Here is a 15116-nt window from a genome sequence, read left to right as displayed (position 1 = left end):
TGCTCGGCCTTGAGCCGAGCATCCACGCTCCGGGTGAGGCCTGGATCCTCGGGTCAAGCCCGAGGATAACGACAGTGGGTGGGGTAAGATGGGCTGACGCTGCGAAACTGGGCATTGCCCCCGCACCCCGCTTCAATGCGCCGGGATCGCCTTCAGATAGGCCGCGATCGCCTCGCGGTCCTCCTTGGGCAGCAGCGCCATGTTCTTCTGCACCGACACCATGGCGCCGCCGACGCTGTCGAATTCCGGCGTGAAGCCGGTTTCGAGATAGCTGGCGATGTCGCCCGCGCTCCAGCTGCCGAAGCCGCCCTCGGCCGGGGTGATGTTGGGCACGCGCCCCTCGCCTTCCGGGTTCGGCCCGCCGGCCAGCCAAAGATCCGTCTTGAGCCCGCCGAGGACGTCGCGCGGCGTGTGGCACTCGCCGCAATGGCCCGGCCCTTCCACGAGATACTGGCCGCGCCTGACGGTCTCGTCGGCGCTCGCAAGCGCCACCCGCGGCACCTCGTCGAGATAGAGGAACTTCCAGCCGCCGAGCGCGAGACGCATGTTGAACGGGAACGGCAGGTCGTGGCCGGGCGCCACATTGCCGCTCTTCGGCAGGGTCTTCAGGTAGCCGTAGAGGTCGGCGATGTCCTTCACCGTCATGCGCGCATAGGAGGCATAGGGGAAGGACGGGTAGAGGTGCTCGCCGTCGCGGCCGGTGCCGCGCTTCATGGCGTCGCCGAACTCCGCCAGCGTCCAGGCGCCGATGCCGGCCGTCTCGTCGGGCGAGATGTTCGGCGCGTGGAAGGTGCCGAACGGGCTCTTCAGCGCAAGGCCGCCCGCCAGCACCAGCTTCTGGTCGTCCGCCGCGCCCGGCGCGGCATGACAGCTCGTACAGCCGCCGGCATGGAAGATGCGCTCGCCGTTCGCCAGGTCCGGCTCGCCCGCCGCGGCCCAGGTCTCGGCCGGCAGCCGCTCCGGCGCGGTGATGAAGAGGAAGGCGCCGGCGCCGATCGCGCCCAGCACGACGATCCCGCCGAGAAGTTTCTTGAGTGCCATGAGAATTGCCTCTCGCCAGCCGCGCGAGCCCCGCCACCGCGGCATCCGGACATGGATTGCCGCCCCGGCGGTCGCCGGGGCGGTCTGCATTCGTTTCGGGTGGGATGGCCTACCGCGGTCACTTCTTGACGCGGTAGACCTCATGACAGCCGCCGCAATTGGGGCCGATCGTGCCGAGCGCGGCACCCACGGCCGCCTGGTCTGCCGGCAGGCTGGCGAGCACCGTGTCGGCATCCGTGCCGAGCTTGGCGGCCTTTGCCTTGAAGTCGTCCATCGCCTCCCAGATCTTCGGGCTGGCTTCGGTCTCGTTGCCCGTCTCGGAACCGGCCGGGAACTGGTCCGGGAAGGCCTTCCCCACCTCGCTCATGGTGGTCAGCGACGCCTTGACGACGTCCGCGTCATAGGGCTTTTCGCCCTTCGCGATGCCGGCAAGCGCGCCCATGGCCCCGCCGACCTTCTTCATCATCTCCTGGCGGACGACCTGCGGCTCGTCCGCCGCCACGACGGCCCCTGCGCCGATGACCGCAAGCGCGGCCGCGGCCGCCAAAGTCCTGAACTTCATCGGGTTCTCCCGGTTGCTGGCGGGCGGCTTGCGCCGCGCCGCCGGTTTACGATGCGCGGGCATCTTTGCATTTTGGGAAGTCGAGGAAAGTAAAATATTTTTGAGAACCAGAATGTTGCGCCGTTCACACGCTGCCCCAGCCGCGCCACACCGTAACCACCGCGATCGCCACGAGCAGCACGCCGGCGGCGCGGCCGATAAGGCGCGTGGCGGCGGGGCTGCCGGTCAGCGCATCGCGGCTGCGGGCGGCGGCGAGCGCAAGGCCGCCATAGACGGCAAGCTGCGTCGCCCAGATCATCGCCAGCATGACGAGCGTCTGGCGCCAGAGCGGGCCGAATTCCGGGCGCAGGAACTGCGGGAAGACGGCGAGCATGAAGAGATAGGCCTTCGGGTTCATCAGGCTCGTCAGCGCGCCCTGGCGGAAGCGCGTCGCAAGGCCGCGCCGGTCGAGGCTGCCGACGGCATCGACGACGATCGAGGAGCGGAAGAGCTGCCAGCCGATGAAGGCGACATAGGCGGCGCCGAGGAGCAGCAGGCCGTTGAACAGGCCCGGCGCGAAATGCAGAAGCATGCCGACGCCGAGCGCGGCATAGAGCGTGTGCACGAGGCCGCCCGCCATGATGCCGAAGGTCGCCGAAAGCCCCGCCTTGCGCCCGCCGGAGAGGGAACTCGCCAGCACGAAGATCATGTCCATGCCCGGCACGATGATGATGCCGGAGACGAGCAGGAAGAAGAGCCAGAGGTTTTCGCTGTAGGTCATGTCAGTTGTCCATTGCCGATATGCGCCCGGAAGCCCGCTGCCTCCTTGTGTTTCAAGCGCTTGAAGCGTGCTATAGCGAGGACCAACTGACAGGGTTGTGTCAGTTGTGAGGGGAACGACCATGCGCAAGGCTTCGCGGCTGTTCGAGATCATCCAGATCCTGCGCCTCGCCCGCCACCCGATAACGGCGGCCGAGATCGCCGGGCGGCTGGAGGTGACGGTGCGCTCGATCTACCGCGACATCGCCGCCCTGCAGGCGATGCGCGTGCCGGTGGAGGGCGAGCGGGGCATCGGCTACATCCTGCGCCCCGGTTTCGACCTGCCGCCGCTGATGTTCTCCATCGAGGAGACCGAGGCCGTGGTGCTGGCGCTCGCGCTTCTGGAGCGCACCGGCGACGCGGAGCTGAAGGCCGCCGCCCGGCGGGTCGGCGACAAGATCGCCGGCGCCGTGCCGCCGCCGCTGCGCCAGACGCTCTCCGCCCGCGCCCTGCACGCCTGGGGCACGACGCCGCGCCAGCCCGAGGGCATCGACCTTGCCACCGTGCGCCGGGCGATCCGCGACGAGGAGACGCTGCTGATCGACTACCGCGACGAATATGGCCGCGCCAGCGAGCGCACCATCCGCCCCATCGCCCTCATCTACTATTCCGAGACCGCCAACATCGTCGCCTGGTGTGAGCTGCGCGCGGCCATCCGCAATTTCCGCGCCGACCGGGTCGAGGCCTGCGAAACGACGGGCGGGCATTTCCGCGGCGAGGGCGACAGGCTGCGGCAGCTCTGGATTTCCGGCTGGGCGGAGAACCGGCGGGATGCGGGGTAAGCGGGAGCCTATGCGACCGCGCGCAAATCGAAATCGGCGTGGATGACGTCGAAGGGCACTTCGACCTTCCCGTCCTCCGTGCGCTCGATGATGCCCCATTCGGCGAGTGCCGTCACATCCTCGTGCACCCGCTTCACATCGCGGCCGAGCGCGCGCGCCAGCGCCCGGATGCTGCTCGGGCCGATCTTCTGCAGATGCTCGATCAATGCCCAGCGCTTCGGGCTGATCACGGAGAAAAGCTGGGCGGGCGAACTGAAGGTGAAGGTCGCGACCGGATCGGACGGCACGCCCGTCCGTGCCGCTTCGGCAGCTCGCGCGAGGTTTTCGGACAGGACAGCGTCGGTATCGCTGCGGATCTGAATGCGGGCGCGCTTCATTCAAGGCCTCCGTTTTGCAATTTCCGCCCGAAAATCCTCGAGCAGCGCGGCAATGGTGGAGAAGGCATAGGGACGCTCCTCCCCGTCGAGATGGCAATGATCGCCCTTGCCGCGCTCATTGTCGAAGCCGACGACACGCCGGCCGTTCCGCCCATAGAACAGGCGGTATTTGTAAGGATGGCTGCTTCCCGCAACGGGTTCGGGAACCCGCCAGAGCACGATCTCGATGATCGCGCCATCCGGCAGAACCGTTTTCGACCGCTCGAGAAGCACGGCATCCATGTTGGCATTTATGCCATCATCATGGCCTTTTGTCGACGAAAGAAAAACCCCGGCCGTTTCCAGCCGGGGTTTCCTGAACTCGGAAGCGAAAAACGCCTTACTTCGTGGCGGCTTCGTAACGCTCCAGGACGTAGTCCCAGTTGATCAGGCTGTCGACGAAGGCCTCGAGGTATTTCGGGCGGGCGTTGCGGTAGTCGATGTAGTAGGAGTGCTCCCAGACGTCGACGCCGAGGATCGGGCTTGCGCCGTGCACCAGCGGGTTCTCGCCGTTCGGGGTCTTGGAGATGGCGAGCTTGCCGTCCTTGACGGAGAGCCAGGCCCAGCCGGAGCCGAACTGCGTGGTGCCGGCGGCGACGAAATCGGCCTTGAACTTGTCATAGCCGCCGAGATCGCTGTCGATCGCCTTCTGCAGGGCGCCGGGCAGGCTCTTGCCGCCGCCGCCCTTCTTCATCCACTTCCAGAAATGGATGTGGTTGTAGTGCTGGCCGGCATTGTTGAAGAGGCCCTGGTTGGTGCCGTAGAACTTCTTGACGATCTCTTCCAGCGAGAGGTCCTGAAGGCCCGCTTCCTCGGCCAGCTTGTTGCCGTTGTCGACATAGGCCTTGTGGTGCTTGTCATGGTGATATTCGAGCGTTTCGCGCGACATGAAGGGCGCGAGCGCGTCGTAATCGTAGGGAAGCGGCGGAAGTTCGAAAGCCATCGTGGTGTCTCCTCTTGGCGACGGAATTTTTTCAATGAAATCCGTGAGCGGAACATAGGAGCGGCAACCGGAAGAGGCAACCGCCCGGGTTCCAATTTTTCCTGACATGCGACAAAATCCTTCCCGTTTCCCGTGTCGGATCAATGACAAATGGAACCGGATTCGATCTGAAACATTTTGTCCGACACCCCCGACACGGAGCCTGTCCATGCATCTTCGCCTGCTTTGCGCCCTTCCGCTCCTGCTTGCCGCCCCGCTCGCCCATGCCTCCTCGCCCGATGCCTGGGAGGAATTCCGCGCCGATGTGGAGAAGAGCTGCCTCGCGAGCCTGCCGGAAGCGCTCGGCACGCCGAACGTCTTCGTCGAGCCGACGGGCACGCAGTCCTTCGGCCTTGCCGCGATCGAGGGACTTTCACCGGAATCGAAGAGCCAGATCACCTATCTCTGCGTCTACGACAAGGAGAAGAAGACGGTGGAGGTCTCCCCGCCCATCGCCGCGGAGTTCCTGCATGTGGTGCGCGAAAGCGAGCGCGAGGCGGCGGCGGCGGAACGGGCCAAGACGGGCGACAACAAGACGGTGGACGAGGCCGGGCAGGAATAACCCGCCCCTCAGATATTCCCGGCGAGGAAATCGATGAAGGCCCGGATGCGGGCCGCCAGGTGCTCGTGGCCGGCAAAGACGGCATGCACGACCTCGACCTCGCCGGGATTGTAGTCCTCCAGCAGCGGCACCAGCGTTCCGGCCGCAATGTCCTCCTCGACATGGAAGCGGCCGATGCGGCCGATGCCGAGGCCGTCGAGGCAGAGCTGGCGCAGGATGGCGCCGCTGGAGACCAGCATGTTGCCGGAGACCTCGCGCATCTCGACCGCCTTGCCGTCGCCGGACAGGAACGGCCAGCCCGCCATGCTGCGGCGGAAGTTGAAGCGCAGGCAATTGTGGGCGGCAAGCTCGTCAGGGTGCCGCGGCGTGCCGGCGCGGGCGAGATAGGCAGGCGCTGCGATGACGACCTCGCGGCTTTCCAGCAGCTTGCGTGCCTTCAGCGACGAATCGCGCAAGGGACCGGAGCGGATGGCGACGTCGGCGCGCTCGCCGATCACGTCGATCACGCCGTCGGTCAGCGTCAGGTCCAGCTCGATCTCCGGGTAGAGCGACAGGAAGGCCGGCGCCAGCGGCAGGATGTAGCGCTCGCCGAAGCCCACGGAGGCATTGACCCTCAGCGGCCCGCGCGGCACGACGCGCGCGCCCGCCGCCACGATGCGCTCCGTCTCGGCGATCTCGGCCAGGATGCGACGCGCCCGGCCAAGATAGACCTCCCCTTCCGGCGTCAGCTCCAGCCGGCGCGTGGTGCGCACGAGAAGGCGCGCGCCCAGCCGGTCCTCGATGCGGGTGACGAGCTTGCTGACCGCCGAGGGCGACAGACCGAGCTTGCGGCCGGCGGCCGAAAAGCTCTTCAGCTCCGCCGCCAGCACGAAGACGTCCATTTCGCCGGCCCGGTTGTCCATGCACCACCTTTGAATTCAATTCACATATTCTTATCCACTTGACCGGATTAACACGCAAGTGGCCCGGTGCCATATTCCGCGGCGAACCAGAAACGCAACCCAGCCAAGCCGTCCGCCTCAAGCCGGACGCGGGATATGCCATGCCACTTGCCCTTTTCGCCCTGACGGTCGCCGCCTATGCGATCGGCACCACCGAATTCGTGATCGTCGGCCTGCTGCCGACCGTCGCGACAGACCTTGCCATCACCCTGCCGCTCGCCGGCCTCATCGTTTCCGTCTACGCGCTCGGCGTCACCTTCGGCGCGCCCGTGCTCACCGCCCTCACCGGCCGGCTCGGCCGCAAGCCGCTGCTGCTTTGCCTGATGGCGCTCTTCGTCGCCGGCAATGCGCTGGCGGCGCTCGCGCCGGGCTACGGCGTGCTTCTGGCCGGCCGCGTGCTCTCGGCCTTCGCGCACGGCGTCTTCTTCTCCGTCGGCGCCACCATCGCGGCCGACCTCGTTTCGCCCGACCGGCGCGCCTCGGCCATCGCCATGATGTTCATGGGCCTCACCGTCGCCATCGTCACCGGCGTGCCGCTCGGCACCGTCATCGGCCAGACCTTCGGCTGGCGCGCCACCTTCTGGGCCGTCGCCGGGCTCGGCCTTGTCGCCTTCGCCGCCATCGCCCTCCTGCTGCCGTCGAACCTGCGCCGGGAAAAGCCGGCGGGCCTTGTGGAGCAGGTGCGCGTGCTCGGCTCCGGCCGCCTCATCGTCGTCTTCGCCATGACGGCGCTCGGCTATGGCGGCACCTTCGTGACCTTCACCTTCCTCTCGCCGCTGCTGCAGGAGGTTACCGGCCTTTCGGCGGGCACGGTCAGCCTCGTGCTCGTGCTCTATGGCGCGGCCATCGCCCTCGGCAACATCGTCGGCGGCAAGGTGGCGGACCGCGATCCGGTGAAGGCGCTCGTCGTGCTCTTCGCGCTGCAGGCCGCCGTGCTCGTGCTCTTCACCTTCACGGCGCCCGCCCCGGCCTTCGCGCTCGTCACCCTCGCCGCGCTCGGCTTCCTGTCCTTCGCCAACGTGCCCGGCCTCCAGCTCTATGTCGTCGACATGGCGCGGCGCCATCGCCCGGCCGGCGTGGACGTCGCCTCGGCGCTCAACATCGCCGCCTTCAACCTCGGCATCGCGGCCGGCGCCTGGATCGGCGGGCTGGTCGTCGCCTCGCCGCTCGGCCTTCGCGCAACGCCCGCAGTCGGCGCCGTCCTCGTGGCCGCCGCGCTCGGCCTGACGCTTCTCAGCGGCGCGCTCGACCGGCGCGAGCGCGCCCGGCCGGACGCCGCCTGCCAGCCGGCCTGAAACCCATGCCCCCGCCGGGGCGTTACCGCCTCATTCCCGGCAGTTCCGAACGCAAAACCGCCACGCAGATTTGCTGGAATTGCCTGCGCTCCGGCGGGCCCCCAACCTGAAAGGAGAATGTCATGAAAACCGTCAACGCCAATGGCGCCCACATCCCTCAGCTCGGCTTCGGCACCTTCCGCATGCCGGAACCCGAAGTCCTCGCCATCCTGCCGAAGGCACTCGCCGAGGGATTCACCCATATCGATACCGCCCAGGCCTACGACAACGAGGCCGCCGTCGGCGCGGCCATCGAGAAATCCGGCATCGCGCGCGACAGCCTGTTCCTCACCACCAAGGTCTGGGTCGACAATTACGGCCGGGACAGGTTCGCCGCCTCGGTGGAGGAGAGCCTGAAGAAACTGAGGACCGACCATGTCGACCTCCTCCTCCTGCACTGGCCGAACGAGACGGTGCCGCTGGAGGCGCAGATCGGCGAGCTCAACGCCGTGCGCGAGCGCGGCCTTGCGAGGAATATCGGCGTCAGCAACTTCAACAGCGCCCTGATGGCCGAGGCCGTGCGCCTCAGCACCGCGCCGCTCGCCACCAACCAGGTCGAATACCATCCCTATCTCGACCAGATGAAGGTGCTGGAAGCGGCCGAGACCTATGGCATGGCGCTCACCGCCTATTACGCGATGGCCGACGGCAAGGTGCCGAACGATCCGGTGCTGAAGGAGATCGGCGCGGCGCATGGGAAATCGGCGGCGCAGGTCGTGCTGCGCTGGCTGATCCAGCAGCCCGACGTGGTGGCGCTCACCAAGACGGCGACCGAAAGCCGGATCGCCGAGAACCTCGCCGTCTTCGACTTCGTGCTGTCACCGGACGAGATGATGCGCATCCACCGGCTTGCCCGCCCGGACGGCCGCATCGTCAGCCCCGACGGCCTCGCCCCGGCCTGGGATCGCGCCGCCTGACAATTCCTCGCCCCTCCTGCGGCGCGGGCCGCGGGAGGGTCCCAAACAAAAGCCTCCCCACGTTCCTGCCGTCATGCCAGACTTGGCCTTCGATTCCCCATCCGCCGGGAGGCCCTGTTGGACGACCTCGAGACATTGCTCGCCGCCGGCGGTTCGACGGCGCTGCTCGCCGTCCGAGGCCGCGAGGTGGTCTATGCGCGCGGCTTCCATGCCCACCGCTCCAGCGTCGCCTCGGTGCGCAAATCCCTGATCGGCATCCTTTACGGCATCGCCGTCGCGGCCGGCGAAATCGACCTCGACGCCACGCTGGGCGATCTCGGCATCGACGATCTCACGCCGCTGACGCCGCAGGAGAAGCAGGCGACCGTCGCGGACCTGCTGAAATCCCGCTCCGGCGTCTACCACCCCTGCGTCTACGGCATGGAGCCGGGACGGCCTGCGCGCGGCAGCCATGCGCCGGGGACGTTCTGGTACTACAACAACTGGGATTTCAACGCGCTCGGCACGATCTACCGGCAGCAGACCGGCCGCACGCTTGCCGGGGCATTCCAGGAATATGTCGCCGGACCGCTTCAGATGCAGGATTTCGCGGTGGAGGACGTTTTCGATGTTCCCGGCCCGCAATCGCGCCATCCCGTCTACAAGATGCGTCTTTCCGGCCGGGACCTGGCGCGGGTCGGCGTGCTCTTCCTCGAAGGAGGCCGCTGGGAGGGCCGGCAGGTCGTGCCGGAAACGTGGGTGGCGCAGAGCACGCGGCCGCTGACCGATCTCGGCGGCGGGCGCGGCTATGGCTATCTCTGGTGGACGGCGGAGGCGAATGCGCCGGGCGACGACCTTTCCACGGACTGGCCGGTCTTCTATGCCAGCGGCGCGGGCGGCCAGTACATCATCGTCATCGAGGCGCTCGGCCTCGTCGTGGTGCACCGGGCGGCGGATGTCGACAAGGGCATCGGCCATGCGCAGATGGGGAGGATCCTGCGCGCCCTGCTCCGCATCATCGCCTGAGCCGCCCCTTCCCAAACAGGGTCCCGATCCGATATGGAGGGTGCGCGCCCGACGCGGCGCCGGGAGCCCTTCATGCAGTCCTCATCCTCAACCGTCGTCTCGCCGGACTGGCCGGCCATTGCCGCCGTCATTCTTGGCGTCACCGCCTTTTCCGTGGCGCAGGGGCTCACCTATCCGCTGATCTCGCTGACGCTGGAAGCGCGCGGCTTCTCCCCGGCGCTGATCGGCGTCAATGCGCTCGCCTTCGCCGCCGGCCTTGCCGCCTCGACGCTGCTGCTCGGCAGCCTGACGGCGCGCTGGCGGGCCGACCGGCTGATCATCGCCAGCCTCGTCGGCTGCTCGCTGTGCCTTGCCACCTTCGCGGCGTCGTCCTCCTTCGCCGTCTGGTTCCTCGCCCGCTTCCTGCTCGGCTTCTTCGCCAGCCTCATCTTCATGCTCGGCGAGGCCTGGCTCAACGCCGCCTGCCCGGACCGGCTGCGCGGCCGGGTCTCCGGCATCTACGGTGCCGGCATGTGCGCCGGCTTTGCCGCCGGGCCGCTCGCCATTCCGCTCCTCGGCAGCGAGGGCGGGCTCGGTTTCGCGCTGACCGCCGTCTACCTCGCCATCGTCGCCTTTGCGACCGCCATGCTGATGTTCTCGACCAGGACGGTGCCGGAGCCCTCCTCGACGGGCGACGTCTTCCGCTTCTTCAAGGCCGCGCCGCTGCTCGTCGGCATGGTCTTCGCCTTCGGTTTCGCCGATATCGCGGCCATCTCGGCCATGCCGGTCTATTTCGTGAAGATGGGGCATACGGAGGCCTTCGCGGCGATCAGCGTGACCGTGCTCGCCCTGCCGACGGCGATCGCCCAGCCCTTCATCGGCCTCCTGCTCGACAAGCTGCCGCGCGAACGCGTCGCCCTCGCGGCCGTCGTCGTCGCGGCGGCGAGCTATCTCATCCTGCCGTCGATGCAGTCGGAAGTCGCCATCCTTTCGGTCTTCGCGCTGATGGGCACGGCCACCTTCTCGCTCTATACCTGCGCGCTGACCATGCTCGGCGAGCGCTACAGCAGCGCCATGCTGGTGGCCGGCGCCGCCGCCTTCGCGCTCGCCTATGCGGCGGGCAGCGGCGCGGGCTCGGCCCTGACGGGCGCGATCATGGAGGCCGGCGGGCCGAAGGCCGGCCCGCTCTCCGTCGGCATCGGGCTGACGCTCTTCACCGCGGCGCTGATGATCGCGCGGCGGCGGTAGGGACGTTTCCTCTATCTGCTGGCACAGGTGAGGTTGCCTATTGCGACACCCCCTCTGGCCTGCCGGCCATCTCCCCCTCAAGGGGGGAGATCGGATGGAGCGGCGCTTCGCCTCTCTTCAACGGTGCTGATCAAGCTAGGTTTGCACGTCTTGCCAATCTCCCCCCTTTTGAGGGGGAGATGGCCGGCAGGCCAGAGGGGGGGTGTCGCAATAGGTGACGCTCCTGCCCTACCCTTGTCGGGGCTTACAGTGGCCCGATCAGACGAACTGGCTGAGGCCCGGTACGGAGGCGACGACTTCGTCGACCACCTCGGCGCCGGCATGCTCGCGGGCGACTGCCATGGTTTCCTTGGCAAGGCCGGTGATCTCGCCCATGCCGAGGCCCTGGCTCATCAGCTGCTGGCCGAGGCCCATGACGCCGCCGCCGCCGATCGCGCTCATCAGCCCGCCGAGCAGGCCTTCGCCCGCGCCTTCGCCATTGTACTTGGCGACCAGTTCGGACGCGCCCGGAATGGCCTCGATCATGCGGGCGACCGGGCCGTCGGCGGCCTCGCGCTGCAGGAAGCCGAGCATCATGCCGATGGCCTTTTCCGCCAGGGCGGCGTCGATGCCGACGGCATCGGCAACGCGGGTGACGAGTTCGTTCATGGAAAACCCTCCGAAAGGAATTGACGTTAACGTCAAGGTAAATGAATTGTCCGGCAAACTCAAGCCGGCTGCGCGGGCCTTCGACACGCGGGCAGGCACCCCTTCAAAGCGTGTTGTTCCCGTGCCGGACTATCCTTATAACCTGCCTGAGACGATTCAATGAAAACCTGCCCGGCGCGGCGATCTGCCCGCCGGCAGCGATCGGGTCAGAACGGCGCCAAGGAGTTTCAACGTGACGGAATCCATTCTTCAGGACGGAAAACTCTATATCGGCACCAGCCGCAAGCCGGACGATACCAACAACAAGCCGGAATATCTGGAATTGAAGTTCGGCAACCGCCACGGCCTCGTGACGGGGGCCACCGGCACCGGCAAGACGGTGACGCTGCAGATCCTCGCCGAGGGCTTTTCCAATGCCGGCGTGCCGGTCTTCTGCGCCGACGTGAAGGGCGACCTCTCGGGCATCGGCGCCATCGGCGAGGCCAAGGACTTCCTGCAGAAGCGCGCCGACCAGATCGGCCTTACGCCTTACGAATTCCAGCAGTTCCCGGTGATCTTCTGGGACCTTTACGGCGAGAAGGGCCACCGCGTCCGCACCACCATTTCCGAGATGGGCCCGCTCCTGCTCTCGCGCCTGATGAACGCGACGGACGCGCAGGAAGGCGTCATCAACATCGCCTTCAAGATCGCCGACCAGGGCGGCCTGCCGCTGCTCGACCTGAAGGACCTCCAGGCGCTGCTCAACTATATGGGCGAGAACGCCTCGGCGCTCTCCAGCCAGTTCGGCTTCATCTCCAAGGCCTCGGTCGGCTCGATCCAGCGCGAGCTGCTGATCCTCGAACAGCAGGGCGCCGAGCAGTTCTTCGGCGAGCCGGCGCTGAAGATCTCCGACATCATGCGCACCACCAATGACGGGCGCGGCGCGATCTCGGTGCTCGCCGCCGACAAATTGATGATGAACCCGCGCCTCTACGGCACGTTCCTGCTCTGGATGCTCTCGGAACTGTTCGAGGTGCTGCCGGAAGTGGGCGATCCCGACAAGCCGAAGCTCGTCTTCTTCTTCGACGAGGCGCACCTTCTGTTCAACGACGCGCCGAAGGTGCTGGTCGAGCGCGTCGAGCAGGTCGTGCGCCTCATCCGCTCCAAGGGCGTCGGCGTCTATTTCGTCACGCAGAACCCGCTCGACGTGCCGGAAACCGTGCTCGCCCAGCTCGGCAACCGCGTGCAGCACGCGCTGCGCGCCTATACGCCGCGCGAACAGAAAGCGGTGAAGACCGCCGCCGACACCTTCCGCCCCAACCCGGATTTCAATTGTGCCGAGGTCATCACCAATCTCGGCACGGGCGAGGCGCTCGTCTCGACGCTCGAGGGCAAGGGCGCGCCCTCCATGGTGGAGCGCACGCTGGTCCGCCCGCCGGCCTCGCGCCTCGGCCCCGTCACGGAGGCCGAGCGCAAGGAGATCATGAATGTCAGCCCCGTCGCCGGTCTCTATGACGAGGATTTCGACCGCGAATCCGCCTACGAGATCCTGACCGCCCGCGCCAAGAAGGCGGCCGAGGCCGCCGCCGCGCAGGAGCAGGCGGAAGAGCAGCAGGCCAGCACCCAGTCCTCCGGCGGCAGCCGCTGGACCCTGCCCGGCTTCGGCGACGACGAACCCGCCGCCCAGCCCGCCCCCAAGCAGCCGAAGGCGCGCTCCGGCTACCAGCGCGAGACCGTGGCGGAAGCGGCGATGAAGTCGGTCGCCCGCACCGTCGCCTCCTCGCTCGGCCGGGCGCTGGTGCGCGGCATCCTGGGGAGCTTGCGGCGGTAGGCGCTGCGGGCGGCGCGGCCCCTCATCCGGCTGCCGCCACCTTCTCCCCGCAGACGGGGAGAAGGGATTTGTGGCAAGGTCCCGTCTTACTTCCACCGGCCCCTCTTGCGGGAAACCGAATCGGCATCCCCTTCTCCCCGCTTGCGGGGAGAAGGTGGCGGCAGCCGGATGAGGGGCGGCTCCCCGCGCTTGCCAACCCCCGCAAGCCAATGCTACCCCTTCCCCGTTCGCAACACGTAACAGAGGGCTGCGCGTGAAGACCGACTTCCTGCCGAACCGCACGCATGGTCCTGATCTTGCCCTGCAGATGCGTTTGCAGGGCTGATTGGAACGAACACACTCTTCTTCTGGTCTGCCTCCCGGCGATGCGGTTTCAGCCGCATCCATGTCCCTGAGCCATTCCGCGTGATCGACGGCCGATGCCGCACCGCGGGGCTCCGAAGACCAGAGATCGTTCCATGTCGCTCATCACTATCCGCGCCCTCGGCGTGACCCTCTCCACCCCGCTTTTCGCCAATCTCAACCTCTCCGTCGCCGCCGGCGACCGGATCGGCCTCGTGGCGGCCAACGGGCGGGGGAAATCCACCCTGCTGAAATGCATCACCGGCGCCTTCGAGCCGACGACGGGCGAGATTTTTCGCGCCCGCGGCCTCACCATCGGGCATATGGAGCAGGACCTTCCCGCCGGCCTCGAGGCGCTGACCTTCCGCGAGGCCGTGCTCTGCGCGCTTTCCCCCGAACAGCAGGAGAGCGAAGGCTGGCGGGCCGATGTCACGCTGGAGGAGCTGGAGGTGCCTGAGGCGCTGCGCGAGCGGCCGCTTTCCCAGCTCAGCAGCGGCTGGCAGCGCATCGCGCTGGTCGCCCGCGTGCGCGTCGGCGAGCCGGACGTGCTGCTGCTTGACGAGCCGACCAACCATCTCGACCTTTCGAAGATCGCCCGGCTGGAGGGGTGGCTCGCGGGCCTGCCGCGCGACATGCCGGTCGTCATCTCCAGCCACGACCGCGCCTTCCTCGATGCCGTGACCAACCGCACGCTGTTCCTGCGCCCCGAGCGCTCGCAGCTCTTCGCGCTGCCCTATTCGCGCGCCCGCGCGGCGCTCGAGGCGGCGGACGCGGCCGAGGAGCGGCGCTTCGAAAAGGACATGAAGGCGGCCCAGCAGCTGCGCCAGCAGGCGGCCAAGCTCAACAATATCGGCATCAATTCCGGCAGCGACCTCCTGGTGGTCAAGACCAAGCAGCTCAAGGAACGGGCCGAGCGGATCGAGGACGCCGCGCGGCCCGCCCATCAGGAGCGCCCGGCCGGCACCATCCGCCTCGCCAACCGCGGCACCCATGCCAGGGTGCTGGTGACGCTGGAGGATGCCGCCGTCGGGACGCCCGACGGCACCCTCCTCTTCCGCACCGGCCGGAAATTCATCTGCCAGGGCGACCGCATCGTGCTGCTCGGCCGCAACGGAGCCGGCAAGACGCGCCTCGTCCGGCTGCTCCGCAACGCGATCGCGGGCGCCGGCCATGAGGGTATCAAGGCGACGCCCTCGCTGGTGCTCGGCTATGGCGACCAGGCGCTGTCGGACCTTTCGGACGCCGAGACGCCGCACGGCACGATCATCCGCCGCTTCGACATCGGCGACCAGCGGGCGCGCAGCCTGCTCGCCGGCGCCGGGCTTTCCATCGAGATGCAGGGGCGGCCGGTGGGGCAGCTCTCCGGCGGGCAGAAGGCGCGGCTCGGCATGCTGGTGCTGCGGCTGACCAACCCGAACGTCTACCTGCTCGACGAGCCGACCAACCATCTCGATATCGAGGGCCAGGAGGCGCTGGAGCGGGAGCTGACGGCAAACGAGGCGAGCTGCCTCATCGTCTCGCACGACCGCGCCTTCGTGCGGGCGGTGGCCAACCGCTTCTGGGTGATCGAGAAGCGGCGGCTCATCGAGGTGGACGGACCCGAGGCCTTCTTCGCCGAGGCGGCCTTGTCGGGGTGAGTCGTCCGCTGCCTGCCGGGATTTCCCTTCCGATAGAAGGAAACCGTCGCCCCATCCCCTTCTCCCCCGCGGGGAGAAGGTGCCGGCAGGCGGATGAGGGGGATGGCGAAGG

At 67.7% G+C, this 15116-nt stretch carries 17 protein-coding genes; 9 read left to right on the top strand and 8 right to left on the bottom strand.

Features of this window, described 5'->3' with window-relative positions; translation table 11 throughout:
- Positions 1 to 132 precede the first annotated feature (132 nt).
- The 3 genes from MUU56_RS24565 to MUU56_RS24555 all read right to left on the bottom strand — a co-directional run bounded on the left by MUU56_RS24565 (position 133) and on the right by MUU56_RS24555 (position 2363).
- Positions 133 to 1047: a c-type cytochrome gene (locus MUU56_RS24565; protein WP_398432545.1), complete on the bottom strand. Its 915-nt coding sequence runs from the start codon at positions 1045 to 1047 to the stop codon at positions 133 to 135.
- A gap of 112 nt (positions 1048 to 1159) precedes the next feature.
- Entirely contained in the window at positions 1160 to 1603 is a 444-nt protein-coding gene (locus MUU56_RS24560) for a c-type cytochrome (protein WP_244769906.1), read from the bottom strand.
- Positions 1604 to 1727: 124 nt separating this feature from the next.
- The gene (locus tag MUU56_RS24555) at positions 1728 to 2363 is read right to left on the bottom strand and encodes a LysE family translocator (protein ID WP_244769905.1); all 636 of its coding nucleotides are present in this window, start codon (positions 2361 to 2363) and stop codon (positions 1728 to 1730) included.
- Between the two features lie 121 nt (positions 2364 to 2484).
- Here MUU56_RS24555 and MUU56_RS24550 point away from each other — a divergent pair, with 121 nt between their 5' ends.
- A complete protein-coding gene (locus tag MUU56_RS24550) occupies positions 2485 to 3183 on the top strand; it encodes a helix-turn-helix transcriptional regulator (protein ID WP_244769904.1) in 699 nt (232 codons plus the stop codon).
- A gap of 8 nt (positions 3184 to 3191) precedes the next feature.
- Here the strand turns inward: MUU56_RS24550 and MUU56_RS24545 are convergent, their stop codons facing one another.
- The 3 genes from MUU56_RS24545 to MUU56_RS24535 form a co-directional block, all read right to left on the bottom strand.
- Complete coding sequence (locus MUU56_RS24545; protein WP_244769903.1) at positions 3192 to 3560, bottom strand: HVO_A0114 family putative DNA-binding protein; 369 nt, start codon at positions 3558 to 3560, stop codon at positions 3192 to 3194.
- A complete protein-coding gene (locus tag MUU56_RS24540) occupies positions 3561 to 3842 on the bottom strand; it encodes a toxin-antitoxin system TumE family protein (RefSeq protein WP_244769902.1) in 282 nt (93 codons plus the stop codon).
- 97 nt (positions 3843 to 3939) lie between these two features.
- A complete protein-coding gene (locus MUU56_RS24535; RefSeq protein ID WP_244769901.1) occupies positions 3940 to 4542 on the bottom strand; it encodes a superoxide dismutase in 603 nt (200 codons plus the stop codon).
- A 208-nt stretch (positions 4543 to 4750) separates the two neighbouring features.
- Between MUU56_RS24535 and MUU56_RS24530 the strand changes: the two genes are divergently transcribed.
- Positions 4751 to 5143, top strand: coding sequence for a hypothetical protein (locus MUU56_RS24530; RefSeq protein ID WP_244769900.1), 393 nt, complete (start codon positions 4751 to 4753; stop codon positions 5141 to 5143).
- A gap of 8 nt (positions 5144 to 5151) precedes the next feature.
- Here MUU56_RS24530 and MUU56_RS24525 read toward each other — a convergent pair whose 3' ends face one another.
- Positions 5152 to 6045, bottom strand: coding sequence for a LysR family transcriptional regulator (locus tag MUU56_RS24525; RefSeq protein ID WP_244769899.1), 894 nt, complete (start codon positions 6043 to 6045; stop codon positions 5152 to 5154).
- Positions 6046 to 6185: 140 nt separating this feature from the next.
- Between MUU56_RS24525 and MUU56_RS24520 the strand changes: the two genes are divergently transcribed.
- The 4 genes from MUU56_RS24520 to MUU56_RS24505 all read left to right on the top strand — a co-directional run bounded on the left by MUU56_RS24520 (position 6186) and on the right by MUU56_RS24505 (position 10567).
- Positions 6186 to 7379: an MFS transporter gene (locus MUU56_RS24520; protein WP_244769898.1), complete on the top strand. Its 1194-nt coding sequence runs from the start codon at positions 6186 to 6188 to the stop codon at positions 7377 to 7379.
- Positions 7380 to 7501: 122 nt separating this feature from the next.
- The gene (locus MUU56_RS24515; protein ID WP_244769897.1) at positions 7502 to 8335 is read left to right on the top strand and encodes an aldo/keto reductase; all 834 of its coding nucleotides are present in this window, start codon (positions 7502 to 7504) and stop codon (positions 8333 to 8335) included.
- Positions 8336 to 8452: 117 nt separating this feature from the next.
- Entirely contained in the window at positions 8453 to 9340 is an 888-nt protein-coding gene (locus MUU56_RS24510) for a serine hydrolase domain-containing protein (protein ID WP_244769896.1), read from the top strand.
- Positions 9341 to 9412: 72 nt separating this feature from the next.
- Positions 9413 to 10567 carry an MFS transporter gene (locus MUU56_RS24505; RefSeq protein WP_244769895.1) on the top strand — a complete coding sequence of 385 codons (1155 nt, stop codon included), beginning with the start codon at positions 9413 to 9415 and terminating at the stop codon, positions 10565 to 10567.
- Between the two features lie 258 nt (positions 10568 to 10825).
- Here MUU56_RS24505 and MUU56_RS24500 read toward each other — a convergent pair whose 3' ends face one another.
- Complete coding sequence (locus tag MUU56_RS24500) at positions 10826 to 11215, bottom strand: hypothetical protein (protein ID WP_244769894.1); 390 nt, start codon at positions 11213 to 11215, stop codon at positions 10826 to 10828.
- On the opposite strand from MUU56_RS24500, the gene MUU56_RS24495 reads away from it, so the two are divergent.
- The 3 genes from MUU56_RS24495 (at position 11214) to MUU56_RS24485 (ending at position 15004) form a co-directional block, all read left to right on the top strand.
- On the top strand, positions 11214 to 11378 hold the full coding sequence (locus MUU56_RS24495; protein ID WP_244769893.1) for a hypothetical protein: 165 nt from the start codon (positions 11214 to 11216) through the stop codon (positions 11376 to 11378). The two genes, MUU56_RS24500 and MUU56_RS24495, sit on opposite strands and share 2 nt — an antisense overlap.
- An 81-nt stretch (positions 11379 to 11459) precedes the next feature.
- Positions 11460 to 13025 carry a helicase HerA-like C-terminal domain-containing protein gene (locus MUU56_RS24490; protein ID WP_244770097.1) on the top strand — a complete coding sequence of 522 codons (1566 nt, stop codon included), beginning with the start codon at positions 11460 to 11462 and terminating at the stop codon, positions 13023 to 13025.
- 458 nt (positions 13026 to 13483) lie between these two features.
- Positions 13484 to 15004, top strand: a complete 1521-nt coding sequence (locus MUU56_RS24485) for an ABC-F family ATP-binding cassette domain-containing protein (protein WP_244769892.1) — start codon at positions 13484 to 13486, stop codon at positions 15002 to 15004.
- Positions 15005 to 15116: the final 112 nt, after the last annotated feature.

The sequence above is a fragment of the Shinella yambaruensis genome, from assembly GCF_022899355.1.
Lineage (GTDB): Bacteria > Pseudomonadota > Alphaproteobacteria > Rhizobiales > Rhizobiaceae > Shinella > Shinella yambaruensis.
This window is presented reverse-complemented; position numbering and strand designations above follow the sequence as displayed.